The organism is Novosphingobium sp. TCA1, from assembly GCF_009811895.1.
In the GTDB taxonomy this organism is placed as follows: domain Bacteria; phylum Pseudomonadota; class Alphaproteobacteria; order Sphingomonadales; family Sphingomonadaceae; genus Novosphingobium; species Novosphingobium panipatense_A.
In genome coordinates, this window is record NZ_BLJH01000001.1 from 303009 (window position 1) to 326601 (window position 23593).

The 23593-nt window shown below is 65.5% G+C and carries 21 protein-coding genes, 1 tRNA gene and 1 other RNA gene; 15 read left to right on the forward strand and 8 right to left on the reverse strand.

The window, feature by feature from the left end:
* Positions 1-63: 63 nt before the first annotated feature.
* The 3 genes from NTCA1_RS01470 to NTCA1_RS01480 all read right to left on the reverse strand — a co-directional run bounded on the left by NTCA1_RS01470 (position 64) and on the right by NTCA1_RS01480 (position 1255).
* On the reverse strand, positions 64-477 hold the full coding sequence (locus tag NTCA1_RS01470) for a holin family protein (protein WP_159827570.1): 414 nt from the start codon (positions 475-477) through the stop codon (positions 64-66).
* Positions 478-583: 106 nt separating this feature from the next.
* Positions 584-934: a hypothetical protein gene (locus NTCA1_RS01475; RefSeq protein WP_086491998.1), complete on the reverse strand. Its 351-nt coding sequence runs from the start codon at positions 932-934 to the stop codon at positions 584-586.
* A gap of 244 nt (positions 935-1178) precedes the next feature.
* Positions 1179-1255, reverse strand: a tRNA-Pro gene (locus tag NTCA1_RS01480).
* Between the two features lie 293 nt (positions 1256-1548).
* Here NTCA1_RS01480 and yajC point away from each other — a divergent pair.
* The 3 genes from yajC to secF all read left to right on the forward strand — a co-directional run bounded on the left by yajC (position 1549) and on the right by secF (position 4585).
* Entirely contained in the window at positions 1549-1884 is a 336-nt protein-coding gene (gene yajC, locus NTCA1_RS01485) for a preprotein translocase subunit YajC (protein WP_086491997.1), read from the forward strand.
* A gap of 88 nt (positions 1885-1972) precedes the next feature.
* On the forward strand, positions 1973-3586 hold the full coding sequence (gene secD / locus NTCA1_RS01490) for a protein translocase subunit SecD (protein ID WP_159827573.1): 1614 nt from the start codon (positions 1973-1975) through the stop codon (positions 3584-3586).
* 12 nt (positions 3587-3598) lie between these two features.
* Positions 3599-4585, forward strand: coding sequence for a protein translocase subunit SecF (gene secF, locus NTCA1_RS01495; RefSeq protein WP_159827575.1), 987 nt, complete (start codon positions 3599-3601; stop codon positions 4583-4585).
* A gap of 61 nt (positions 4586-4646) precedes the next feature.
* Here the strand turns inward: secF and NTCA1_RS01500 are convergent, their stop codons facing one another.
* Genes NTCA1_RS01500 through NTCA1_RS01510 form a run of 3 tightly spaced genes read right to left on the reverse strand, consistent with a single transcriptional unit; the run spans position 4647 to position 8282 of the window.
* Positions 4647-5855, reverse strand: coding sequence for a glycosyltransferase (locus NTCA1_RS01500; RefSeq protein ID WP_159827577.1), 1209 nt, complete (start codon positions 5853-5855; stop codon positions 4647-4649).
* A gap of 24 nt (positions 5856-5879) precedes the next feature.
* Positions 5880-6452 (reverse strand): helix-turn-helix domain-containing protein, encoded by a 573-nt coding sequence (locus NTCA1_RS01505; RefSeq protein WP_159827579.1) that lies wholly within the window; start codon positions 6450-6452, stop codon positions 5880-5882.
* 33 nt (positions 6453-6485) lie between these two features.
* On the reverse strand, positions 6486-8282 hold the full coding sequence (locus NTCA1_RS01510; protein WP_159827582.1) for an ABC-F family ATP-binding cassette domain-containing protein: 1797 nt from the start codon (positions 8280-8282) through the stop codon (positions 6486-6488).
* Between the two features lie 162 nt (positions 8283-8444).
* Between NTCA1_RS01510 and NTCA1_RS01515 the strand changes: the two genes are divergently transcribed.
* The 4 genes from NTCA1_RS01515 to NTCA1_RS01530 all read left to right on the forward strand — a co-directional run bounded on the left by NTCA1_RS01515 (position 8445) and on the right by NTCA1_RS01530 (position 11524).
* Positions 8445-8768: a PepSY domain-containing protein gene (locus tag NTCA1_RS01515; protein ID WP_159827584.1), complete on the forward strand. Its 324-nt coding sequence runs from the start codon at positions 8445-8447 to the stop codon at positions 8766-8768.
* A gap of 161 nt (positions 8769-8929) precedes the next feature.
* Positions 8930-9607 (forward strand): response regulator transcription factor, encoded by a 678-nt coding sequence (locus tag NTCA1_RS01520; protein WP_021232972.1) that lies wholly within the window; start codon positions 8930-8932, stop codon positions 9605-9607.
* A 142-nt stretch (positions 9608-9749) separates the two neighbouring features.
* Positions 9750-11066, forward strand: coding sequence for a HAMP domain-containing sensor histidine kinase (locus NTCA1_RS01525; protein WP_086492115.1), 1317 nt, complete (start codon positions 9750-9752; stop codon positions 11064-11066).
* A gap of 254 nt (positions 11067-11320) precedes the next feature.
* Positions 11321-11524 carry a hypothetical protein gene (locus NTCA1_RS01530; protein ID WP_086492114.1) on the forward strand — a complete coding sequence of 68 codons (204 nt, stop codon included), beginning with the start codon at positions 11321-11323 and terminating at the stop codon, positions 11522-11524.
* A gap of 74 nt (positions 11525-11598) precedes the next feature.
* On the opposite strand, the gene NTCA1_RS01535 is transcribed toward NTCA1_RS01530, so the two are convergent.
* On the reverse strand, positions 11599-11898 hold the full coding sequence (locus NTCA1_RS01535) for a chorismate mutase (protein ID WP_086491990.1): 300 nt from the start codon (positions 11896-11898) through the stop codon (positions 11599-11601).
* A gap of 108 nt (positions 11899-12006) precedes the next feature.
* On the opposite strand from NTCA1_RS01535, the gene NTCA1_RS01540 reads away from it, so the two are divergent.
* From NTCA1_RS01540 to NTCA1_RS01555, 4 genes are all read left to right on the forward strand, one after another.
* The gene (locus NTCA1_RS01540) at positions 12007-13023 is read left to right on the forward strand and encodes a polyprenyl synthetase family protein (protein WP_159827586.1); all 1017 of its coding nucleotides are present in this window, start codon (positions 12007-12009) and stop codon (positions 13021-13023) included.
* Positions 13024-13248: 225 nt separating this feature from the next.
* Complete coding sequence (locus tag NTCA1_RS01545; RefSeq protein ID WP_159827588.1) at positions 13249-14148, forward strand: hypothetical protein; 900 nt, start codon at positions 13249-13251, stop codon at positions 14146-14148.
* Positions 14149-14185: 37 nt separating this feature from the next.
* A complete protein-coding gene (locus NTCA1_RS01550) occupies positions 14186-15250 on the forward strand; it encodes a linear amide C-N hydrolase (protein WP_159827591.1) in 1065 nt (354 codons plus the stop codon).
* Positions 15251-15531: 281 nt separating this feature from the next.
* Positions 15532-16296 carry an energy transducer TonB gene (locus tag NTCA1_RS01555; protein ID WP_159827594.1) on the forward strand — a complete coding sequence of 255 codons (765 nt, stop codon included), beginning with the start codon at positions 15532-15534 and terminating at the stop codon, positions 16294-16296.
* Between the two features lie 28 nt (positions 16297-16324).
* On the opposite strand, the gene NTCA1_RS01560 is transcribed toward NTCA1_RS01555, so the two are convergent.
* Positions 16325-18271: a bifunctional diguanylate cyclase/phosphodiesterase gene (locus NTCA1_RS01560; RefSeq protein WP_236549037.1), complete on the reverse strand. Its 1947-nt coding sequence runs from the start codon at positions 18269-18271 to the stop codon at positions 16325-16327.
* A 129-nt stretch (positions 18272-18400) separates the two neighbouring features.
* Between NTCA1_RS01560 and hrpB the strand changes: the two genes are divergently transcribed.
* The 4 genes from hrpB (at position 18401) to NTCA1_RS01580 (ending at position 23592) form a co-directional block, all read left to right on the forward strand.
* Positions 18401-20857, forward strand: coding sequence for an ATP-dependent helicase HrpB (gene hrpB / locus NTCA1_RS01565; RefSeq protein WP_159827597.1), 2457 nt, complete (start codon positions 18401-18403; stop codon positions 20855-20857).
* A 78-nt stretch (positions 20858-20935) separates the two neighbouring features.
* Positions 20936-21214 carry an ETC complex I subunit gene (locus NTCA1_RS01570; protein WP_086490486.1) on the forward strand — a complete coding sequence of 93 codons (279 nt, stop codon included), beginning with the start codon at positions 20936-20938 and terminating at the stop codon, positions 21212-21214.
* Positions 21215-21380: 166 nt separating this feature from the next.
* Positions 21381-21475: signal recognition particle sRNA small type (gene ffs, locus NTCA1_RS01575), an RNA gene on the forward strand.
* A 164-nt stretch (positions 21476-21639) separates the two neighbouring features.
* The gene (locus NTCA1_RS01580) at positions 21640-23592 is read left to right on the forward strand and encodes a DNA polymerase III subunit gamma/tau (protein ID WP_159827600.1); all 1953 of its coding nucleotides are present in this window, start codon (positions 21640-21642) and stop codon (positions 23590-23592) included.
* Position 23593 lies beyond the last annotated feature (1 nt).

The window sequence follows — 23593 nt, forward strand, 5'->3', positions numbered from 1 at the left end:
TCCTCGTGGGGCGGGATGGAGACGGGGGAAGGCCGCCCCACAGGAAGCGTTAGCGGCTAAACCTTAACGATCGCTGCCTCTGGCCTTGCCCCATTGGCGCATGGCCGAATAGCCGAGGTAGCCTGTGCCGAAGAGGGCGTAGAGCGGCTCGGGAATGCCGCTGAGATAGGCCGTCATGGCCTCGCCGATGGCGCGGGCGGTGGCCGGGCTGAAGGCGCCGATCAGGCCCATCGGCAGGGCCCAGAGAATCATGGCGTAGATGACGTAGAGAAAGCTGGGCCGGGCGCGGCTTGTCCAGGGATCGATGGACGAGGCTTCTGCGATGATGGGCGAAAGGCTGGCCTGAAGCAGCTGGAGTTCCTGTGAATTTTCGAGCTTGAGCAGTTCCAGCTTGGCGCGGTCGCGGGCTTCCGGGTCGGGAATCACCTTGTCGATGATCTTCGAGACCGGCGAGAGTATCGAATCGAACAGGGGCATTTTCGGGCACTCCCTTGATGGTGGCCCGCAACCAGATAATCGAATCCGTCGATGTAGGAAAATGCTCCAGACTTGCCGGATCAAGCGAACCGGCGTCTCGGTTCCGTCAGCGCTGGGCGGGCTTGCACATGGCGCCCGCCTGGTCTGCAAGGGCGAAATCGCCTGCTCGCAGCGCGGCCTTGCGCGCGTCGGCACATTTACCGTCGGCCACCAGCGCGCCCACTTCCTCGCGCAGGCCCTGCTGCTTGCGGGCCTCTTCGCGCTCCTCGTTCTGGTTGTGGAGGCGTTCGACCTCCTGGAAGCCGGAATAGCGCTGCTGGGCGGGATTGTCGGCATTGGGCTGGAATGAGCAACTGGCGACATTGCCCAGGCGATAGCAAGTGGAGGTCTGGGCTGCCGACGGCGCGGCGGAAAATGCGACAAAGGCAAGCGCGACCGCTGCAAATGTGAATTTCATTCTGACCCCCCGAACAATAGACCGAATTACTCTTCGAATGACCTTGCTGCGATTTTGCGTCAAGCATTACCGGGCGTTCCGCCCATCCGGTTCATGGGGTAACATCATTTGTATGGATGAGCGGTGCCGCGCCGGTCGGCGAACCGGCGTCGCGCCGGCGATTCGGTCAGGTGGGGAGGGCAGCGGCATGTGCCGAAACGAAAAACGCCGCCTCCTGCGCGAAGCAGGAAGCGGCGTTTTTCGTTGGTCGGGACGAGAGGATTCGAACCTCCGACCCCCACACCCCCAGTGTGATGCGCTACCAGGCTGCGCTACGTCCCGACCGGAGGGCGCCCTATAGGCAGCATATTTTGAGAGCGCAAGCGTCTGAATGACACTTTCTTCACGCGGCTTGAACCGGACCTGTGGATACCTATCTGCCAGCGGCTCCGGCAAGGCTCGTGGGGGATGGCGGCTTTCGGCAGGAAGGCCGCGCGTTGCCAGTGCTTCGCTTTGTTGCTAACCGCGCGCATCCGGCAAAGTCCATGAATGGATTTTCCCGGCGAGGCGTGCGGCACATCGGATGCCGCGCAGTGCCGCGCCGGCACGAAACGACGAGAAGGCCCTTCAGTTCAATGCAAAGCTCGATTCTCAACCAGCTCGCCGCCGCCGCTCCTGCCGGCGCTCCGCCGGCATGGATCCAGTACCTGCCGTTCGTTGCGATGGCGGTGATCTTCTGGTTCCTCATCCTGCGTCCGCAGATGAAGCAGCAGAAGGAGCACAAGAACAAGCTCTCCGCGCTCAAGAAGGGCGACGAAGTGCTGACCGGTGGCGGCCTCGTCGGCAAGATCGTGAAGATCGACGACAACTACGCCGATATCCAGCTGGCCCAGGGCGTCGTCGTGAAGGCGGTCAAGTCGACCATCGTCGACGTGATTCCGCCGGCCGGTTCCAAGCCCGCGAACGACTGACATTCCGGCATCGCCGGGCTTTCCCGGCGGTGCCCGAGATCATGGAGCAGCCGGAAACGGCCGCTCTTTCGGAGAGAAGCCACAGGCTATGCTCGAATTTCCTACCTGGAAGAAGCTCTGGTACTGGGGGCTGACGATCGTCATCGCCCTTTGCGCCGTGCCGTCGCTGGTCTCGCTGACCAATGCGCGCTGGCCCGATTTCCTGCCGGAGCCCAAGATCAATCTCGGCCTCGACTTGGCCGGCGGCAGCCGCCTCCTGCTGGAGGCCAACCGTCAGCAGGTCGTGCAGCAGCGCCTTGAAGGCATGGAAGAATCCGTGCGCACGCGCCTGCGCCAGGCCAGCCCGACCATCGCCATCGGCGATTTTTCCAGCACCGGCGGCCAGCTTGCCTTCACCGTGCGCGACGCTTCGCAAGTCGATGCCGCGCGTGAGGTGATCCTGCCGCTGACCTCGGGCGCGGGCCTCACCGGCCAGCGCGACTGGGATATCACCGTGCGCGACGGCACGCGTTTCATCCTCGTGCCAACCCAGGCCGGTATCGACCTGGCGATCAGCAGCGCGATGGAAACCGCCGTGGAAGTGGTGCGCAAGCGTATCGACGCGCTCGGCACCAAGGAGCCGGATATCCGCCGTCTCGGCGGCACCCGCATCGACGTGCAGGTTCCCGGCCTCCAGGATCCGCAGGCGCTGAAGAACCTGCTGGGCCAGACTGCCAAGCTCGAATTCAAGCTGGTCGACGAGACCGCCGTGCCGAGCGACCTGGCCAAGGGCATCGTGCCTCCGGGCGACGAGATCGTGCCTTACGCCGATCCCAACGATCCCGCGGCAGGCGGCGTTCCCTATCTTGCGGTCAAGCGTCTTGGCGGCATCAAGGGCGACGAACTGACCGATGCCAAGCAGGCCTTCGACCCGAAGACCAATGCGGCGGTCGTCTCGATCACCTTCAACCAGCAGGGCGGCGAGAAGTTCGCCAAGCTGACCAGCGAGAACGTGAACAAGCGCTTCGCGATCATCCTCGACGGCAAGGTGCTTTCTGCGCTGAGCATCAACGAGGCGATCCTGGGCGGCAGTGCCCAGATCTCGGGCAGCTTCAACGTGCAGTCGGCAACCCAGCTTGCCATCGCGCTGCGTTCGGGCGCGCTGCCGGTCGATCTCACCGTGGTCGAGGAACGCACCGTCGGTCCCGATCTCGGCGCCGATTCGATCCAGAAGGGCGTCGTCGCCATGGGCGTCGGCACCGTGCTGCTGATGCTGTTCATCTTCCTGACCTATGGCCGCTTCGGCGCCTATGCGAACATCGCACTGTTCATCAACGTGCTGATGATCCTGGGCGTGATGGCCGTGCTGGGAACCACGCTGACCCTGCCGGGCATCGCCGGTTTCGTTCTCACCATCGGCGCGGCGGTCGACGCCAACGTGCTGATCAACGAGCGCATCCGTGAGGAACGCCATCGCGGCCGCCGTGTCGTGCAGGCGGTGGAACTGGGCTACAAGGAAGCCAGCCGCGCCATTTTCGATGCCAACATCACCAACGCCATCTCGGCAGTGCTGATGTTCGCCTTCGGCTCCGGCCCGGTTCGTGGTTTCGCCGTCGTGCTCATGATCGGCATCGTCACTTCGGTGTTCACCGCCGTCACGATGAGCCGCATGTGGGTTGCGGGCTGGCTGCGTCGCGCCCGTCCCAGCGACCTGAACGTTTAAAGGTATTGGCGCATGAAGCTCCTAAAGCTCATTCCCGATAATACGAACATCCACTTCCTGCGCTGGCAGTGGCCGTTCTTCATCACCAACCTGCTGGCGATGGCCGCCTCGGTCGTGCTGCTGTTCACCCACGGTCTCAATCTGGGCGTCGATTTCGTCGGCGGCCAGATGATCCGCGTGACGTTCGAGCAGAGCGCCACGGCGCCGGTCGGCAAGCTGCGCGAGAGCGTCGATTCGCTCGGCTTCGGCGAACCGGTCATCCAGACTTTCGGCAAGCCGAACGAGGTCTCGGTGCGCATGAAGCTGCCCGAAGGTGCGGAGGACAATCCGAAGCTGGCCGACGGCATGGCCCGCAAGATTACCGAAAAGGTGCGCCACGACTTCGCGGATGCCCGCGTCGATGGTGTCGACTCGGTCTCGGGCAAAGTCTCGGGCGAGCTGTTCCACACCGGCATGCTGGCGCTCGGGCTCGCGATGATCTGCATCTCGATCTACATCTGGATCCGTTTCGAATGGCAGTTCGCGGTCGGCGCACTCTTCGCGCTGGTGCAGGATATCCTGCTGACCGTGGGCATGTTCTCGCTGACGCAGATGGAGTTCGACCTCAACATCGTCGCGGCACTGCTGACGCTGCTGGGTTACTCGCTGAACGACAAGATCGTGGTCTATGACCGTATCCGCGAGAACATGAAGAAGCATCGCCGCATGCCGATGAACGAGTTGCTCGACCTCTCGGTCAACGAGACCCTGTCGCGCACGATCGCCACTTCGCTTTCGGTGCTGATCATGCTGGTATCCCTGCTGCTGCTCGGCCCCGACGTGATCTTCGGCTTCACCGCCGCCATCACGCTGGGCATCTTTATCGGTACTTACAGCTCGATCTTCATGTCTGCGCCGATCCTGATCTGGCTGGGCGTGAAGTCGGATACCGTCGTGAAGAAGGAAACCGATATCGACCGGCAGGAACGCCTTGCCCGGGAGACCGGCGCGCGCCCCTGAGGCGGCGACCTGAACCTGGCAACGAAAGGGCCGCTCCCGCAAGGGGGCGGCCCTTTTCGTATCAGGCGGCGGCGTCGATCTTTTCGCCGGAGAGGATATCGCACCAGAAGCGCACCAGGTTCTGCGCGTTGACGCCCCAGGAGAAGCGGCTGACATTGGCCGAGACATCCGCCTGGCTCGGCGGATCGGCCAGGATATCGCGCACGGCATCGGCGATTGCCTCGGGTGTGCGGGCGGCGATGCGACCGGCGCTCTCGTCCTGTACTACCTCCCGCGCGCCGCCGATGTCGGGGATGACGATCGGGGTGCCGCAGGCGAGTCCCTCAACCCAGACATTCGCAAGCCCTTCGCTGGCCGAGGGCAGCACCAGCACGTCCGCAGCGCAGAGGACATGCGGCAGCAGGTCGTGGCCGACGAGGCCGAGGAACTGCACCCGGTCACCCACGCCCAGCCAGTCGGCCAGGGCGCGCAGGGGCTTCTCGTCCTCTCCGGCCCCGGCCAGGGCAAGGCGCGCGTCGGGCAGGTGGGCGAGCGCCTCGATCACCAGCCGCTGGCCCTTGCGCGGGATCAGCGAGCCAGGGGTCACGATGAGCGGTCCCTCGGACCATATGCCGAGATTGGGCATGGCCGAAACGAGCGCGCGGGCTGCGCCGCGCTCGATCGGGTGGAAGCGTTCGTGATCGAGCCCGGTGTAGTGAACGCCGATGCGTTCCTGCGGCATTCCCAGCGCCACCATGTCGTCGCGCAGGGCACTGCTCACCGCGAGCATGCCGGCGGCCTGGTGCGCGGCCTGCTGCATCTGTTTCAGCGCGGCGGGGCGCTGTCCCCAGTAGTGGATATCGGCCCCGCGCGACTTGATGGTCAGCGGCAGTCCCAGTTCGCGGGCGATCAGCGCGGCGGCAGGGCCGTCCGGGAAGAAGAACTGCGCGTCGATCAGGTCGAACGGCTGCTCGGCATGGAGACGGCGCACCAGCGGCAGCACGGCACGGGCGATCCTGGCGGGATTGCTGTCCCCCCCGATTTTCGGGATCAGCGTGAACTTGGGATAGTAGACCTGAAGACCGGCGAAATCGCTGGATTCGGGAATATGCCTGAGCTTGTCGTAAGGGTGGCGGCGCGATAGCGGCCAGGGCGGCACGCCGATGGGGCTGACCATCGTAAGGTCCACCTCTCCCCCGGCGACGATCGCCCGCATCTGGTTGCCGACGAAGACGCCGAAACTGGGCTTCACCGGGTTGGGAAACAAGGTGGCGAGGGAAAGGATGCGCATGGAGGGCCTTTTAAGGGGCGAAAGTTAGAGCTTTCTGACGAGCATCTCCGCAACCGCCAGCCACTGCGGATGTTCCAGGGTCACGGGTTTGCGGCCATTCGCGGGCGGCAGGAGCACAGCGCCCGCGTCGCCCAGATCGAGAAGGCGGCCGAAGGCGAAGCGGCCGCCGGGCGCGGGCAGCAGCACGTCGCGGTTCATCAGGCGCACCGCGTCCTGCGTGCCGTGTTGCCGCAGCCAGACCTGATCTCCGGCCCGGTACTCCCCGCAGGAAGCCTCCACCTCCATGACAAGCCACTGCGCGTCCCCGGCAAGCTCGCTGGGAAGCAGCGCCTCGCGGGGCGTTCGGGGGCTTTCCGGGCCGCTTTCCGAGAGAACGGCGACGATGCGGGCCGGCTCGCTCGCGGCGCTGCGCAGCAGGCTTTCAGGCTCGACCTCAAGCGCCGCCGCGATGCGGTTCATCCAGGCCAGGGAAAGATTGCGGGTGCCGGTCTCGAGGCGACCGATGGTCTGGGCCGTCGTCGCAGGGCGACATGCCGCCGCGACATCCGCCAGAGTCAGCCCCTTCTGCAAGCGGATATCGCGGATACGGTTGATCATCGTTTCCCTGCTGCCTGAGGGTTGTGTGTGCCCTTAGCCTTCGACTTGCTCGGCCAGTTCCAGCCAGCGCTCCTCCGCGGCATCCTTTTCGCTGCGCGATTTCTCGATGGCAGCGCTCAGGCTGGCGAACTTTGCGGGATCGCGGGTGTAGAGCGCCGGATCGGCCATGGCGGCCTCGTCCCGCGCGATGGCGGCTTCCAGTGCCTCGATCCGCCCCGGAAGCAGGTCGTAGTCGCGCTGGTCCTTGTAGGAGAGCTTGCCTTTCTTCGGCGGCATCGGCGGGGGCGGCGGCGTGGCTTCGCCTTTTGCCTTGGCCTTGCCCGCGCTGGTGCGCTCGCGCCGCTTGGCTTCCCAATCGGCATAGCCGCCCGCGATCACGTCGATATGGCCAGAGCCGTCGAGACCGAGCGTGACATTGACGGTGCGGTCCAGGAAGTCGCGGTCGTGGCTGACGATCAGCACGGTGCCGTCGTAGTCGGCGATCACCTCCTGAAGCAGGTCGAGCGTTTCGAGGTCGAGATCATTGGTCGGCTCGTCCAGCACCAGCAGGTTGGAGGTCGTTGCGAACTCGCGCGCGAACAGCAGGCGCGATCGCTCGCCGCCGGAAAGGGTGCCGACTTTCGCCTCGACCAGGCCGGGGTCGAACAGGAAGTCCTTGAGGTAGCCCTGTATGTGCTTGCGGACCCCGCGCACGTCGATCCAGTCGCCGCCCTCGGCCAGGACGTCGCGGATGCGCATCTCGGGGCTCATCCGGCTGCGCTGCTGGTCGATCACGGTGGCATCGAGCGTGGCGGCGCGGGTGACCTTGCCCGAATCCGGCGCCAGTTCGCCCATCAGGATCTTGAGCAGGGTGGTCTTGCCCGAGCCGTTGGCGCCGACCACGCCGATGCGGTCGCCGCGCTGGATGCGCAAGTTGAAGTCCTTGATGACCGTGCGCTGGCTCTCTCCGGTACCGAAAGTCTTGGTGACGTGCTCGGCGACGATGACCGACTTGGTCTTGCTGTCGTCCGCCACCACAGCAAGCTTCGCGGCGCCCTGCGGCCCCATCATCGAAGCGCGCTGGGCGCGCATTTCCCAGAGCTTGGCGAGCCGGCCCTGGTTGCGCTTGCGCCGGGCGGTGACGCCGCGTTCCAGCCAGTGCGCCTCGATCTTGAGCTTGGCGTCGAGTTTGGCGGCGGCGCGGGCTTCCTCGGCGTAGACTTCCTCTTCCCAGGCCTCGTAGCCGCCGAAGCCGATGTCGCGGCGGCGCAGGCTGCCGCGGTCGAGCCAAAGGGTGGCGTTGGTCAGGCGGGTCAGGAACGTGCGGTCGTGGCTGATCACCACGAAAGCGCCGTTGTAGCGCTGGAGCCAGGATTCGAGCCAGTCGATCGCGGCTAGATCGAGGTGGTTGGTCGGCTCGTCCAGCAGCAGCAGGTCCGGCTCGGAGGCCAGGGCGCGGCACAGCGCGGCGCGGCGGCGCTCGCCGCCCGATGCGCTTTTCGCCTCGCGCGAGAGGTCGATGCCGAGCTGGTCGGCGATGGCTTCCACTTCATGGCGCGGCGGGGCGTCGTCGCCGTGGATGGTGAAATCCAGAAGGGTGTCGAACCCGGTGAAGAACGGGTCCTGTTCCAGCGTGACGACGCGGGTGCCGGGCTGTACCGAGCGCGTGCCCCTGTCGGCATCGACAGTGCCCGCAATCAGCTTGAGCAGCGTCGTCTTGCCTGCGCCGTTGCGGCCGATCAGGGCCAAGCGGTCGCGCGGGGCGATGTTGATGTCGAGGTCGTTGAAGAGCCAGCCGGAGCCCTGGATAAGGCCGAGGCCCTCCCAGCTGAGGATCGGTGCGATTGCCATGAGGCGCGCCCTACAGCGAGGGGCGGGGGGCTGGCAAGCTGCACGGCAGGGTGAGGGTGGGTCGTCGGCAGCGTGTGATTTGCGCCACACCGGTCATCCAGTGCCGCCTTCCCGCCACATTCAGGACTTGTTCAAGGCGGCAGGGTTAGGCAGCAAGTCGATATGAAACAGGCTCTTTCTTTCCTCACGGCTCCTGCCGCGCTGGCTGTCGCAGCCTTCGGACTGGTCGCGCCGACCCTGACCTCACATGCCGCCGAACCCGGCGGCGAGCAGGGCGAGGTGCGCCGCGAGCGCCGTGCCGGCAACATCCTGTCGATCCGCGAGATCGAGCAGATCGTGCTGCCGCGCATGAACGGGAAGCAGTATCTCGGGCCGGATTACGATTCGGCGGCCATGGCCTATCGCCTGAAGTTCATCCAGAACGGCAGGGTCTATTTCGTCGACGTCGATGCGCGCACCGGGCGCGTGATCGGCCAATCACGTTAGCCGTCATGGGGACAGCATGATGATGGGTTTCCTGATGGGCCTGTCTGGAACCAAGGCGGTTCCCGTCGCTTGACGCTGCCGGGCTTTCGCCCCATTTCACCCGTGCGCCCAAGGTCCTGACAAGGTCCTGACCCCGGGGCGCTCACCGAGGAGATACCCAATTGCGCATCCTGATCGTCGAGGATGAACCCACGCTCGGCAACCAGCTCAAGACCACGCTCGAGCAGACCGGATACGCCGTAGACTTGTCCGTCGATGGCGAGGACGGTCATTTCCTGGGTTCGACCGAAGAATACGACGCCGTCATTCTCGACCTCGGCCTGCCGGAAATCGACGGGCTGACGGTGCTGGGCATGTGGCGCAGGGAAGGGCGTAATTTCCCCGTTCTCGTGCTGACCGCGCGCGATTCCTGGTCTGACAAGGTGGCCGGGCTCGATGCGGGCGCCGACGACTATCTGGCCAAGCCGTTCCAGACCGAGGAACTGATCGCCCGCCTGCGCGCGCTGATCCGCCGCGCCTCGGGCAATACCTCCAGCGAACTCACCGCGGGCGACGTACGCCTGGATACCCGCTCGGGCCGCGTTACCCTGGCGGGCGAGCCGGTGAAGCTGACGGCGCAGGAATACAAGCTGCTGTCCTACCTGATGCACCACAAGGGCAAGGTGGTCAGCCGCACCGAACTGATCGAGCATATCTACGATCAGGATTTCGACCGCGATTCGAACACGATCGAGGTTTTCGTAACCCGCATCCGCAAGAAGCTGGGTGCCGACGTCATCACCACGATCCGCGGCCTTGGCTACAGCCTCGACGACCCCGCAGAACCCGGCCGCGGCTGACGTGTCTGCCCCGCAACCGGGCCAGACTACGGCCCGGAGTCCAGTAGCGAAGACGGGCGAGGTGGTTGCGGACGGCGACGCCGATCCGGGTCTCGGCACCAGGCGCGTGAAGTCGGCCAATACCGGCTCGCTGGCACGCCGCATGATGCTGATCGCGGCAGGGTGGATCTTCATCCTGCTGCTGGTCGGCGGACTGGCGCTGGACCGCACCCTGAACGGCCTCATCACCCGCAATTTCGACGAACAGCTCGGCTACATGCTCACCGGCATGATCGGTTCGGTGGAAATCGGGCCGGACGGCGAGGTCTTCTTCATTCGCCCGCTGGGCGACCAGCGCTTCCTGGAGCCCAATTCCGGCCTCTACTGGCAGATCCGGGCGAAAGGGCACGAGGATTTCCCGTCGCGTTCGCTCTGGGATCGCAGCATCAACGTGCCGCCGGACCATTTCGATGCGCAGCAGCACGTCTACGACAGCGACCAGTTCCCCGGCGAGCCGCTGCGGGTGATGGAACGCGCGGTGATCCTGCCGGGCAGCGATGCGCAGTGGATGTTCACCGTCGCCGCCAGCCGCGCCGACCTTAATGACCAGATCAAGATGGTGCGCGGCATTCTGGTCTACAGCTTCGTCGCGCTCGGCTTCGGCCTGCTGCTGATGGCCGGGATGCAGACCTGGTACGGCCTCTTCCCGCTGCGCCATGTCCGCCGGGCGATCCAGAAGCTGCGCACGACCGGCGCCAGCCGCGTCACCCAGCCGCTGCCGCAGGAAGTCGAGCCGCTGGTGGAGGAACTCAATGCCCTGCTGGCCCATACCGAGCGGCAGGCCGAGGAAGCGCGCACCCATGCGGGCAACCTTGCGCATGCGCTGAAGACTCCGCTGACGGTGGTGATGAACGCCGCCACCGCCAAGGCGCCGGACCTTTCCGATACCGTCATTCGCGAAGCGGCGGTGATGCGCCGACAGGTGGACCACCATCTGGCGCGGGCGCGGGCCGTGGGCCGCCGTGCCGTCGGCCAGTCCCGTGCGGAAGTCTGGCCGAGCCTGGAAGCCGTGCTGCGCGCGGTCGAGCGGCTCTACGACCAGGCGCGCTTCGACCTCGACGGCAATCACGACGTGGCGGTTGCGCTGGAAAAGCAGGACCTTGAGGAGATTCTCGGCAACCTGATCGAGAATGCGGCGAAGTACGGCGGCGGCAGCGTGTTCGTCACGGTGGACCCCGACCGCAGCTCGCGGCTCTGCGAAGTCTGGATCGAGGATGACGGCATGGGCATTCCCGAGGCCGAGCGTATTCGCATCTTCGATCGCGGCGCCCGGCTCGATACCGGCAAGCCGGGAACGGGTCTCGGCCTCGCCATCGTGCGCGATGTCGTGGAGATCTACGGCGGCACCGTGGAGCTGGATGAAAGCGAGGACCTTGGCGGGTTGCTGGTCAAGCTGAAGCTGCCCCGGGTGGATATGTGAGGTCTTGTTGGAAAATGCCTATGCGGGCATTTCCTGCGGCACCGGCTCACGCTCCATTTCGAACGGGATTTTCGGGGGAACCGGCGCAGAGGCGGTTGCGGCTGGGCGCATTCGTCCCCATTGGCGCGGTTCAGTGCGTTTTCGGACCGGGCGGAATCATCCGGCCCCTTCTCGAAAGCGCGGCGAAACATAACCCTGGTACGACCTGTTCGATAAAGTCGGGCAGGCCGCTCCGGCAGATCAAGGACCCTCTCATGACCGATTCCATCAACATTTCGCTGTCGTCGGACGAGATCGAAATCATCGTCGATGCCCTGGAAGCCGATCTCGAAGGCTATGTGGAGGCGGCCAAGGAAGCCCGCGGCAACAACAACCGCGAGGACGTGACCACGTTCACCGAAGCCGCCACGCGTATCCAGACCCTGATGTCGAAGCTTCAGGACCTGGTCGAAGACTGATTTACATGGGCCGATCGTCCCGGATTTCGGTCCGGGATGATCGGTAGATCATGAACCTGGCACGAGGTGCCGAATCAGGCTTCGTTCTTGGCGCGCTCGTGGTGGCGGATCACTTCGTCGATGATGAAGCGGATGAACTTCTCGCCGAAATCGGGGTCGAGGTTGGCCTCTTCCGCCAGCTTGCGCAGGCGCTGGATCTGCCGATCCTCGCGGCCGGGGTCCGAGGCAGGCAGGTCGTTCTGCGCCTTGTAGGCACCAACGGCCTGGGTGATCCGAAATCGCTCCGCCAGCATGTGAATGAGGGCGGCGTCGATATTGTCGATGCTCGCGCGGAAACCGGCGAGAACGGGGTCGGCGGGAGTGTTCTGGGTCATCGCGAGGTCCGCTAGCACGGGTTTGCCGCCTCTTCCAGTCGGGGCGTTTGCCCAGCTTGTGGCATTCGCTCTTGCGTTACGGCCGCCGAACGCGCAATGCGCGGTGCGATGAGTGCCGATGTCATTCCCCTGCGCGCACGCGGGTCGCAGCCTACCCTCGCTCCCATGCTGGCGCTGACCGCTCCCGGCATGAACAGCGTCAACGCCGTCATTCTGGACCGGATGCAGAGCGAAATTCCGCTCATTCCCGCGCTCGCCGGGCATCTGATCTCGGGCGGGGGCAAGCGCATGCGCCCCATGCTGATGGTCGCCGCGGCAGAGCTTTGCGGCTATCAGGGCGCGCGGCACCACAAGCTGGCCGCCGCCGTGGAGTTCCTGCATACGGCCACACTGCTGCACGACGATGTCGTGGACGGTTCCGACATGCGCCGGGGCAAGGCCGCTGCCAATATCGTGTTCGGCAATCCGGCGACCGTGCTGGTGGGCGATTTCCTGTTCACCCGCGCCTTCGAACTGATGGTCGAGGACGGCAGCCTCAAGGTCCTCAAGATCTTTTCCAAAGCCAGCTCGATCATCGCCGAGGGCGAGGTGGACCAACTTACCGCCCAGCGCCGGATCGAGACCAGCGAAGAGCACTATCTCCAGATCATCGGCTCCAAGACGGCAGCCCTGTTCGCCGCCGCCACCCGGATCTCGGCCATCGTCGCGGAGAAGTCGGAAGCCGAGGAGCAGGCGCTCGATTCCTATGGCCGCAACCTCGGGATCGCGTTCCAGTTGGTGGACGATGCGATTGACTACGATTCGGAAGCCTCGGAATCGGGCAAGGACAAGGGCGACGATTTCCGCGAGGGCAAGATGACCCTTCCGGTGATCCTGGCCTATGCGCGTGGCAATGCCGAGGAGCGCAAGTTCTGGGAAGACGCCATCGCCGGCTTCCGCACCGAGGACGAGGACCTCGCCCATGCCGTGGAGCTGATCAATCGCCACGGCTGCGTGGAGGCCACGCGCGAACGCGCCCGGCTCTATGCCCAGCGCGCAATCGATTCGCTCTCGATATTCCCGGCCGGTGCAGCGCGCGATGCGATGTGCGAAGCGGTGGAGTTCGCGGTCGCGCGCCGCTACTGAGAAACCTCTTCTCGCAGTGATTATCGAACGCCGGGCAGCCACTGTCCGGCGTTTTCGTTTGAGCAACGCGGGCGGCGGCTGAGGTGGGCGACTGTATGTGCGGATGTCTGAATTGCGACGATCCTGTCGCTCGAATCCAAAAAGGCTGCGATCTATTTGGTTGATACTATAGGATTTGCTCTATAGGTTCGCGCCGTTACGAAATCCTGTTTCGGGAGCTCGTGGATGGTTTGCGTTGTTCGGTTCGTAATCGGATTTCTTCTCACCGCAGCATTGCTGGGAACCTCCGGCACACTTTCGAAGGCATGGGCGCAGGAGCAGGTTTCCAGCGACGCCCCCGCAGTTGCCGATGCCGCCGGCGAAGCGCCGACTGCAACCGATACGAGCCGCCGGCCTATCGGACGCGGCGGCACGGGCTGGACCGTCATCGTCAGCCCCTATGTCTGGGGCGCCTCGCTGGGCGGAGACCTCGGTCTGGCAGGCTTGCAGACCGGGGCGCACTTGCCCTTCGGCGATATCTTCAAGCATCTGGACATTGCCGCCATGGGCAACCTGGAACTCGTGAACGGCAGGTGGGGCGGCTATCTGGACGCCCAGCACGTCAAGACCTCGCAGACCGAACAGGTGCTCTCGATCCCCGTGGACCTCGACATCCGCACCACGCGCGTGGCGGGCGGGTTCTATTACAAGGCTTGGATCGTGCCGCTTTCGGGCGAGACGGCGTTCGGCGTTCAGCGCAACATCTCGTTCGAGCCTACCGCAGGCCTGCGCTGGACCGATCTCAAGGCGCGCGCCGCAGCGGCGCCGCTGGCGCTGCAGACCTCCAAGGGCGCCAGCTGGGTCGATCCCTTCGTGGGGCTGCGGATGAATGCCGATCTGTCCCGGCACTGGAATCTTTTCGTCCAGGGCGACGTCGGCGGCTTCGGCGCGGGTTCGGACATCAGTGTGAATGCCGCCGCGATGCTGGGGTATCGCACCCATGTTCTCGGCCAGCGCACGATCCTGCGCGCGGGCTATCGCTTCATTTACGAGGACTACGACCAGCCCGACTTCACCGGGCGCGGCAGGTTCGTGTGGGACATGCAGCAGCGCGGCCCCCTGGTCGGCATGTCCGTGCTGTTCTGACGTTCCAGTTCCGATGGATCCCAGGAGGAGAATGCCGATGCGCAAGACCACCCAATTCGCACGGGCGCTTAGCGCGCTGGCCGCTGCCGCGCTGCTGGCGGCCACGACGGCCGAGGCCTGCACGCGGGCGGTCTATCTCGGCCCGGACGGGAATATCATCACCGCCCGTTCGATGGACTGGAAGAGCGACATCGTCTCGAACTTGTGGATCCTGCCGCGCGGCATGGCGCGAACGGGGGAGGCGGGGCCGAATTCGATCAAGTGGACCTCGAAATACGGCAGCGTCGTGGTCAGTGGCTATGACGTCTCGACCACGGACGGCGTGAACGAGAAGGGCCTCAACGCCAACATGCTCTGGCTGGTCGAATCGGAGTATCCGCATTTCGACGGCAAGGGCAAACCGGGCTTGACCATCGCCGCCTGGGCGCAGTACGCGCTCGATAATTTCGCGACGGTGGCGGAAGCGGTGGCCGCGCTGGAGAAGGAGCCGTTCACGATCGTGACGGACAATGTCCCCGGCGAGGAGCGGCTGACCACGCTGCACCTCTCGCTTTCCGACTCCACCGGCGACAGCGCGATCTTCGAGTACATCAAGGGCAAGCTGGTGATCCACCATGGCCGCCAGTACCAGGTGATGACCAATTCCCCGACTTTCGACGAGCAGCTTGCGCTCAATGCCTACTGGAAGCAGATCGGCGGCACGACGATGCTGCCCGGCACTAACCGCGCGGCGGATCGCTTTGCGCGGGCTTCCTTCTACATCAACGCGATCCCCAAGGAGCCGGACCCCAACAAGGCGCTGGCGGCGGTGTTCAGCGTGATCCGCAATGCCTCGGTGCCTTACGGCATCAACACGCCGCTGGAGCCCAACATTTCCTCCACCCGCTGGCGCACGGTGTTCGACCACAAGCGCCAGCTCTATTTCTTCGAATCGGCCCTCACGCCGAACACGTTCTGGATCGATCTCAAAAAGATCGATTTCTCGAAGGAGGCGGGCAAGGTGAAGATGCTCGATCTCGGTCCCAATCAGGATCACACCTTCTCGGGGCAGGTGAACGGCGATTTCGTGGACCACGCCCCGTTCCGGTTCCTCGGTCTTTGAGTCCGTTTGGAAGTTCGCCAAAAGCGAATTTCGCGGCACCGGCCCGCGCCCCCACCCTACCACCCGCTAGGATACTATCGTTGGGTGGTAGGGTGGGGGCGCGGGCCGGTGCCGCAAGAAAAAATGCCCTCTCGGGCATTTTCCAAACAGCCTCTCAACGGATAGGTCTTCGCAGGCTGGACGGGCGAGGTGGGTTGTTCGCGCAACACCTCGCCCCGCAATGATGGTGCAACAAGGCCGCAATTGCGGTGCCGGGGGAAGCGCCCTATTCAGGCCGCATCATGCCCGCCGAATCCGAGCTGGTGTCATCGGGCTATCAGCCTGGGTCACCGCGCCAACGCCTGGTCTCATCGATCCTCTCCGCGGGGTTGATCCTCATTGCGCTGTTGCTGGCGATCTACCAGACCGGCCTCATCCCCGAAATCGCGAAGAAGACCACCTCGCTCACGACTTTCGATGTCGTCGATCACGATCGCGACAAGGGCGGCGACAAGCCCGCCAAGCAGAAGCAGCGTGAAGAGAAGAAGGTCGAGCGTACCGAGCAGGCCGCCGTCGTACAGGAAAAGGTGCCTACCCCACCGGTCGAAAAGCCGGTCGAGAAAAAGCCTGCCTTCACGTTCCTCAAGTTGTCGAGCCAGGAATTCGCAGCGGCCGATATCGGCAAGATGAAAGGGCAGGGGCTCGCCCAGGGCAGTGCCGCCCCTGCCGGTTCGGGCGGCACTTACGGGCCGGGCGAAGGCCCGGGCGGCGCGACGCTCTACAATGCGGACTGGTTCCGCCGCCCCACGGACGCCCAGCTGGGCGGCTATCTCCCGGAACGGCGGCCCGACAATGGCTGGGGCATGATCGCCTGCCAGACCATGGAGAACTACAAGGTCGACAATTGCCAGATCCTCGGCGAATCGCCGCGCGGTTCGGGCTTTGGCCGTGCGGTGCTGAATGCGGCCTGGCAGTTCCAGGTCCTGCCGCCGCGCATCAACGGCAAGCCGCAGCTGGGAACCTGGGTGCGTATCCGCATCGACTACGGGACCAAGCGGGATATCTGAGGTTCAGGGCGGGCTGAGGCCCACACTCTCAGGCGAAGTGCCAGCTCTTCGACGAGGCCTCGACCCGGCCCAGCATCTCTTCCAGCGTCATCGGCCGGGCGAAATGAAAGCCCTGGGCCAGCGAGAAACCGGCGATCCGGGCGCTGAGCAGTTGGTCCTCGGTTTCGATCCCTTCGATGACGCATTCCAGCGACAGCGCGCGGGCGAGGTTGCGGATCGCGGAGATCAGGCGGCGGCCCACCGTCTCGTCGAGCCGGGGCGCAAAGCTGCGGTCGATCTTGACCATGTCGAGCGGCAACTGGTGCAGCGAGGAAAGGCTTGAATAGCCGGTGCCGAAATCGTCGAGGGCGATGCGCGCGCCGGTGGCGCGCAGCCGTTCCAGCACGCTCCGCGCCTTGTCCACTTCGGCGATGAGCGTGGTTTCCGTGATCTCGAACAGCAGGCGGCGCGCATCGCATCCGCTTTTGTCGATCCGTTCCAGCAGGGTCGAAATCGTCTCCGCGTCGGAAATGTCGTGGCCCGAGAGATTGAAGGAGACCGAGATCGGATGGGGCAGCAGCGCCAGGGCATCCAGCGCACGATCGAACAGGGTAGCCGTCACGTCGCGCGCGCGGCCCACGCGTTCTGCCGAGGCGATCATCATTTCCGGCGCGATCACGCCGAGCACGGGCGAGGTCCAACGTGCGAGGCATTCGAAGCTGACCGGCTGGTTGCTCTCGGTGGCGATGATCGGCTGAAAGGCGACCGACAGTTCGCGCGCGAGATCCGCGCATTGCATCGCCGCGTCGAGAGCCTGTTCGGAACGGATCAGCGTCTCCAACTGGTCCGAGAAGCGCACGGACTGGCCGCGGCGGTGATTCTTCGCGTGATAGAGCGCGAAATCGGCGCGGTCGTAGAGCGAATGGGCATTGCGCGCGCTCTCGGGATAGATCGCGATCCCGGCCGAGCCGCCGACCGCCACCGTCACTTCGCCGAGGCGCGCCGGCATGCGGATGGCGGAACAGAACTTCTGGGCGATCGCTTCCGCCTCGTCCGGGCCGCCGGGCACGATGAAGCCGAATTCGTCGCCGCCGAGCCGTGCGATGATGACCGAAGGATCGCACTGGGCCACGAGGCGGGTGCCGATCACCTGCAGCAGGCGGTCTCCCTGGGCGTGGCCATATGTGTCGTTGACCGGCTTGAACCGGTCGAGGTCGATCAGGCCGACGCAGAAGACCTGGTCCTCGGCCGTTTCCAGCAGGTTTTCGAGCGCAGCGAAGAAGTAGCGACGGTTGGGCAGTCCCGTAAGCGCGTCGGTCTGCGCGAGGCGGGCATTCTCGTCGCCGAGGGCCTGTGCCTGGCGACGTTCGATCCGCAGTTCGCGCTGCGCCACTTCCAGTTCGACGAAGGAATCGTAGGTATCGCGCAGAATCTTCAGGATCACGGCCGAGACAAGTGCAATGTTGATGGCGATTGCCGTAAGCGTCGCCGAGCCGGTCGTCACGCAATAGGCCAGGAACATGCCGAGCGAAGTCAGGCATATCAGCAGGGCAGCCGTGGGCAGGAAGGTCAGGCAGAACACGCAGCCCAGCACCGTTACGGAAACGAAGACCGCGACATGGCCATGCTCGTAAGGGCCGCCATAGCGATCGAGACTGAGCGACCAGATCGTGAAAGCCATGGCGAAAGCCAGCGAGAGCCAGATCGCCTTGTGCATCCGCGCCTGCGCGGCATCTTCTTCCAGATCCTGCTGGCCGATCGGGCGCAGCCACACGAGCATGCGAATCAGGCAACTTGCGATCAGGATCGCCGGAATCGTCAGGGTCAGGAAACCCGGCGCCAGCGTCCGGTGCGTATAGGCAAGGATGCCCGCATTGACCGACAACATTCCATAGAGCGGCGGTATACGCTCGCGCAGGCGCAAGTATTGCGCCACGCGCAGCGGGTAGTGCCCGGCGCGGTGCATCTTGCTCTGGATTGAATTGACGTCAGACAAAACGAGACTCCTGGGAGTTTTGCTTAAGTACGATTCCTTGACGAAGAGTAGACGTCTGCAACTATCTCATCCGTTTCGGATGCGGCAGAAGCCTTTCCCACACCCCCCGCGCGGACTAAGGCAGCGGGCGTGAACGCGCTCCCCATCCTTTCCGTATTGCCCGAAGTCCTCTCCGCATTGCGTGACGGCCCTCACGCCGTGCTGATCGCGCCGCCGGGCGCGGGCAAGACCACCGCGCTGGCCCCGGCATTGCTGGCAGAGCCCTGGTGTACCGGCACCGTGATCCTGCTCTCGCCCCGCCGCGTGGCCGCGCGCGCCGCAGCGGAACGCATGGCCGAGGCGCTGGGCGAGAAGGCCGGGGAAACGATCGGCTACGTGACCCGCCTCGACGTCAAGCGTTCGGCTCGGACCCGAGTCGTGGTCATGACCGAGGCGATCTTCGTTTCGACGATCGTCTCCGATCCCGAGCTTTCCGGTGTCTCCGCCGTCCTGTTCGACGAAGCGCACGAGCGCCATCTCGACAGTGACCTCGGGCTGGCGCTGGCGATCGAATCGAGCCAGGTCCTGCGCGAGGACCTGCGGATCGTGGTGATGTCCGCCACCATCGACGGATCGCGCTTCGCCCGTCTGCTGGGCGGCGCGGTTCCGGTGATCGAGAGTGCGGGCAAGGCCTGGCCGCTGGCGCTGCGCTGGCTCGGCGGATTACCGGATCAGCGGATAGAGGATGCCATGGCCTCGGCCGTGCTGACCGTCTGGCGCGAACAGGAGGGGGACATTCTCGCCTTTCTCCCCGGCGTGCGCGAAATAGACCGGGTTTCGGAGCGGCTGGCGGAAAAGCTGCCGGGCGCGCTGGTACTACCGCTGCACGGGCAATGCGAACCGGCGGCCCAGCGCGCGGCGATTCGCCGCGATCCGCAGGGGCGCCGCAGGATCGTGCTGGCAACCGCCATTGCGGAAACTTCGCTGACGCTGGACGGCGTTTCGGTGGTTGTCGACAGCGGGCTTTCGCGCCGTGCCGAGTTCGACAAGGCGGCGGGCGTGACCCGACTGGTGACTCACCGCGCCAGCCGCGCCTCGGCCGCGCAGCGCGCCGGGCGTGCCGCACGGCAAGGTCCGGGGACGGCCTATCGGCTCTGGGAAGAAGCCGCGCATCCGGGCCGCCCGGAATTCGATCCGCCCGAGATCCTCACCAGCGATCTGGCGCCGCTGACGCTTTCGCTGGCGCAATGGGGAACCGGCGACCCATCGGCCATGGCCTGGCTCGATCCGCCCCCGGAAAAGGCGCTCGAAGCGGCGCGGCGGCAGTTGGAAGCGCTGGGTGCGCTCGACGGGCAGGGGCGAATTACGCCGTTCGGCGGCAAAGTTGCCGCTCTGCCGATGGATCCGGCCCAGGCCGCGATGATCCTCCATGCTGCCGGACGCGGGGCGGGCGAAACCGCGGCGAAGCTGGCCCTGCTGCTTCAGGAGCGCGGGCTGGGCGGGCGTAGCGAGGATCTGGCGCAGCGCCTCTCGCGCTGGGACGGCGACCGTTCGCCGCGCGCCGAAGCCTCGCGCAAGCTTTCGGCGGGCTGGGCGCGCCGCGCCAGGGCATTGGTTGCGAGCGGGAACGATGACGGGGATATTCCCGCCGGTGTCCTGCTGGCGCTGGGGCGGCCTGACATGGTGGCGCGGCGACGCGATGCGCGCGGCGAGAACTGGCTCTCGGCCGGGGGCAGGGGCTACGTGCTCGATCCGGCCTCTCCGCTGGCTTCCCGCGAATGGCTGGTGATCGGCGACGCGCAGGGCCAGGCGCGGGGCGCGCGCATTCTTTCGGGCGCCTCGCTGGAGACTTCCGATGTGGAGCAGGGGCTGGCGGAGCGGATCGAGCGGCGCTCGGTCCTGCGCTGGAACGAGGAGGAGGGGCGCGTCGAGGCGCGGCTGGAGCGCAGGCTGGGTGCGATCACCCTGGCGAGCGGGCCCGATCCGGCGCCCGATCCAGCGGCGATTTCCGCATTCCTGCTGGAACGCGTGCGGGAGAAGGGTCTCGATCTCGTGCCGTTCGGCAAGGCCAGTCTCTCGCTCATGCGGCGGGCGCGCTATGCGGGCATCGCGGCGCTTGGCGAAGAGGCCCTGGTCGCGGATCTGGACGACTGGCTCGGCCCGCTGCTCGGCCGCCGTCTCGATGCGGTCGATAAGGGGGCCTTGGCGGAAGCCTTGCGAGGGCGCCTGACATGGGACGATCAGCAGGCGCTGGAACGGCTGGCGCCGCCCGAATTCCGCAGCCCTGCCGGCAGCACCCATGCGATCGACTACGAGGACGAGGGCGGGCCCAGCGTGGAAGTGCGCGTGCAGGCGCTGTTCGGGCTGGACCGCCACCCCACGTTCGGCCAGCCGCCGCAGCCGCTTCTGCTCAAGCTGACCTCGCCCGCAGGTCGTCCCATCCAGACCACGCGGGACTTGCCCGGATTCTGGCGCGGATCCTGGCGCGACGTGCAGCGCGACATGAAAGGCCGCTACCCGCGTCACCGCTGGCCCGACACGCCCTGGACCGAAGATCCCAGCCTGAAGACACGCAATGCATTCGAGAGATCGAAGGGCGGAGCATAGAGATCAAAGAGCGAAGCATCCGGGGACACGTGATTTGCGCTTGATTCTCTCCCCGATTCGGAGGCAAAGCGCTCGATCATGAGTGCACGCATCTATCAGCGCCCGAAGAACGCCATGCAGTCCGGCAAGGCACTGCTGGACCAGTGGGTCCTCGAATTCGTCCCCGCCGAAGCGAAAAAGCCCGATCCCCTGATGGGTTGGGCCGGTTCGGGCGACATGCAGCAGCAGATCACGCTGAAGTTTCCCGAAGTGGGAGACGCGAAGGCCTATGCCGAGCGTTACGGGATCGAGGCGGAAGTTCACGCCACGCCGCCGCGCCGCCTGAAGATCCAGGCCTACGCCGACAATTTCCGCTGATATCAGGCACCTGAAGCTTTAAAGGCAGCAGATCGGCCCGCGCTTCCCTAGGGGAGCGCGGGCCGATGCCGTTCTGGAGCCAGATGTGGAGAGCGCGAAAAGGTCGGCGCGCAAAAGTCTGGCGATCCGGGCTGGACAAACCTTTCCCGCGCCGCCATATGCGCGGCCGGGAGTCGGGTGGACGTTTGCGTTCGCCAACCTGGTCAGGTCCGGAAGGAAGCAGCCACAACGGATAGCGGCGGGTCGCCCGGCTCCTTCAGCCCACATCATGATAAACCGGTTCATGGCGGCCGGTTCATGACAAATTGCTGCCGAACCCGCCGCAAGGCCCTGGTTTCGGCTCTGGGCTGTGGAGCAAATTGCTTTTCCCCTGACATTCTTGCCCCGGCCCCCTAGTTTGGCAGGCGATGGACGATTCACGCGACATGTTTGGCGATACCCCCCCTTGGGACGACAAGGAGGAGGAAGAGGCCGCACCGAGCCAGGCGGAGCTGGAGGAGGCCGGTCAGGCGTCGATGTTCGGCGAGCCCGCGCCTGCTTCGCCGCCTGAGCCCGCGCCTGAGCCCGCGCCCGAACCGGTTGCGCAGCCCGCTCGCCAAAAGCCTGCGATCGAGACGAAGCCAGCGCCCGCACCCGCTCCGGCGCCCGCCGCTCCCGTTTCCGCAAGTGCCCCAGCGCAGCCCTACCGCGTGCTCGCGCGCAAGTACCGCCCGCAGACGTTCGCCGAGCTGATCGGGCAGGAAGCCATGGTCCAGACCCTGGCCAACGCCATCAAGCGCGACCGGCTGGCCCATGCCTTCCTGATGACCGGCGTGCGCGGGGTGGGCAAGACCTCCACCGCGCGCCTGATCGCCAAGGCCCTGAACTGCATCGGACCGGACGGGCAGGGCGGCCCGACGATCGATCCCTGTGGCGTCTGTGAGCCTTGCCAGGCCATTGCCGAAGGCCGCCATATCGACGTGATCGAGATGGACGCCGCCTCGCACACCGGCGTCGACGACGTGCGCGAGATCATCGAGGCCGTGCGCTATGCGGCGGTTTCGGCGCGTTACAAGATCTATATCATCGACGAAGTCCACATGCTTTCGCGCAATGCTTTCAATGCCTTGCTGAAGACGCTTGAGGAACCTCCGGCCCATGTGAAGTTCCTGTTCGCGACCACCGAAGTGGACAAGCTGCCCGTCACCGTGCTGTCCCGCTGTCAGCGGTTCGATTTGCGCCGCATTCCCGCGCCGATGCTGGCGGGTCACTTCGCGAAAGTCTGCAAGCTCGAAGGCGTCGAGGCCGAGGACGAGGCACTGGCCATGGTCGCCGCGGCGGCCGAAGGTTCGGTGCGAGACGGCCTGTCGATCCTCGACCAGGCGATCGCCCATGCGGATCTGGACGCGGACCTGGATGTCGATGCGGCGGAAGGCGGGGAACCCGGCAAGGTCCGCGCCGAAAAGGTGCGCGACATGCTCGGCCTGTCGGACAAGAGCGTGCAGCGCGGGCTCCTCACCGCGATCCTCGACGGCAAGGGCGGGGAACTGCTTGAACTCGTGGCGCATCAGTTCGCGCTCGGCGTGGAGCCGATCGCGATCATGCGCGGGCTGATGACGCTGGTTCACCGCGTTGCCGTGGCCCAAGTCGCAGGCGGCGCGCACGATGCCCATTCCGCCGAGGAACGCGAGGCGATCGAGGGCTGGGCCAAGGCGCTGAAGGCCGGGCAGGTCCATCGCATCTGGCAGCTCCTGCTCAAGGGGCACGAGGAAGTGAAGTCCGCGCCGGACCCGCTGGTGGCGGCGCAGATGGCCCTGCTGCGGATCCTGCATGCCTCCGACATGCCCGATCCCGGTTCGCTGGTCAGGAAGCTGGAAGAACTGGCCGCCCGCGCGCCCGCTGCGCCGCCGATGGCGGCAGGGGAAGGCACCGGTTCGTTCGGCTCGGCCCCGTCGGCTGCGGTCCAGGCAGCGGCGGTCCAGGCAGGGGCAGTGTCTCCTGCGATGACGGCGCGGCGCTGGGAGGAACTGATCGAGGACGTCGAGCACGTCGGCGAGCTTTCCGCGGCCAATACCATGCGCATGCAGGTGCGGGTGGTCGAACTGGGCCAGTCCCTGCTGCGCTTCTCGCAGCCGCCCGGTTTCAGCGAGGACATTGCCGGTCTGCTGCGCGGCTGGCTTGCCAAGGCGACCGGCGAACGCTGGGAAGTCCAGCGCGTGTCGGAACAGGGCGCGCCGACCCTGGTCGAACAGGCAGAAGCGAAGAAGGCGGCCGAGAGCGACGCCGTGAGCCAGCATCCGCTGGTGCTGGCGACCCGGGCGGCTTTCCCGCAGGCAGAAATTATCGAGGATGATCGTCCGCTCGCCGTAGGCGGCGGCGGACGCAACTGGAGACGTTGAG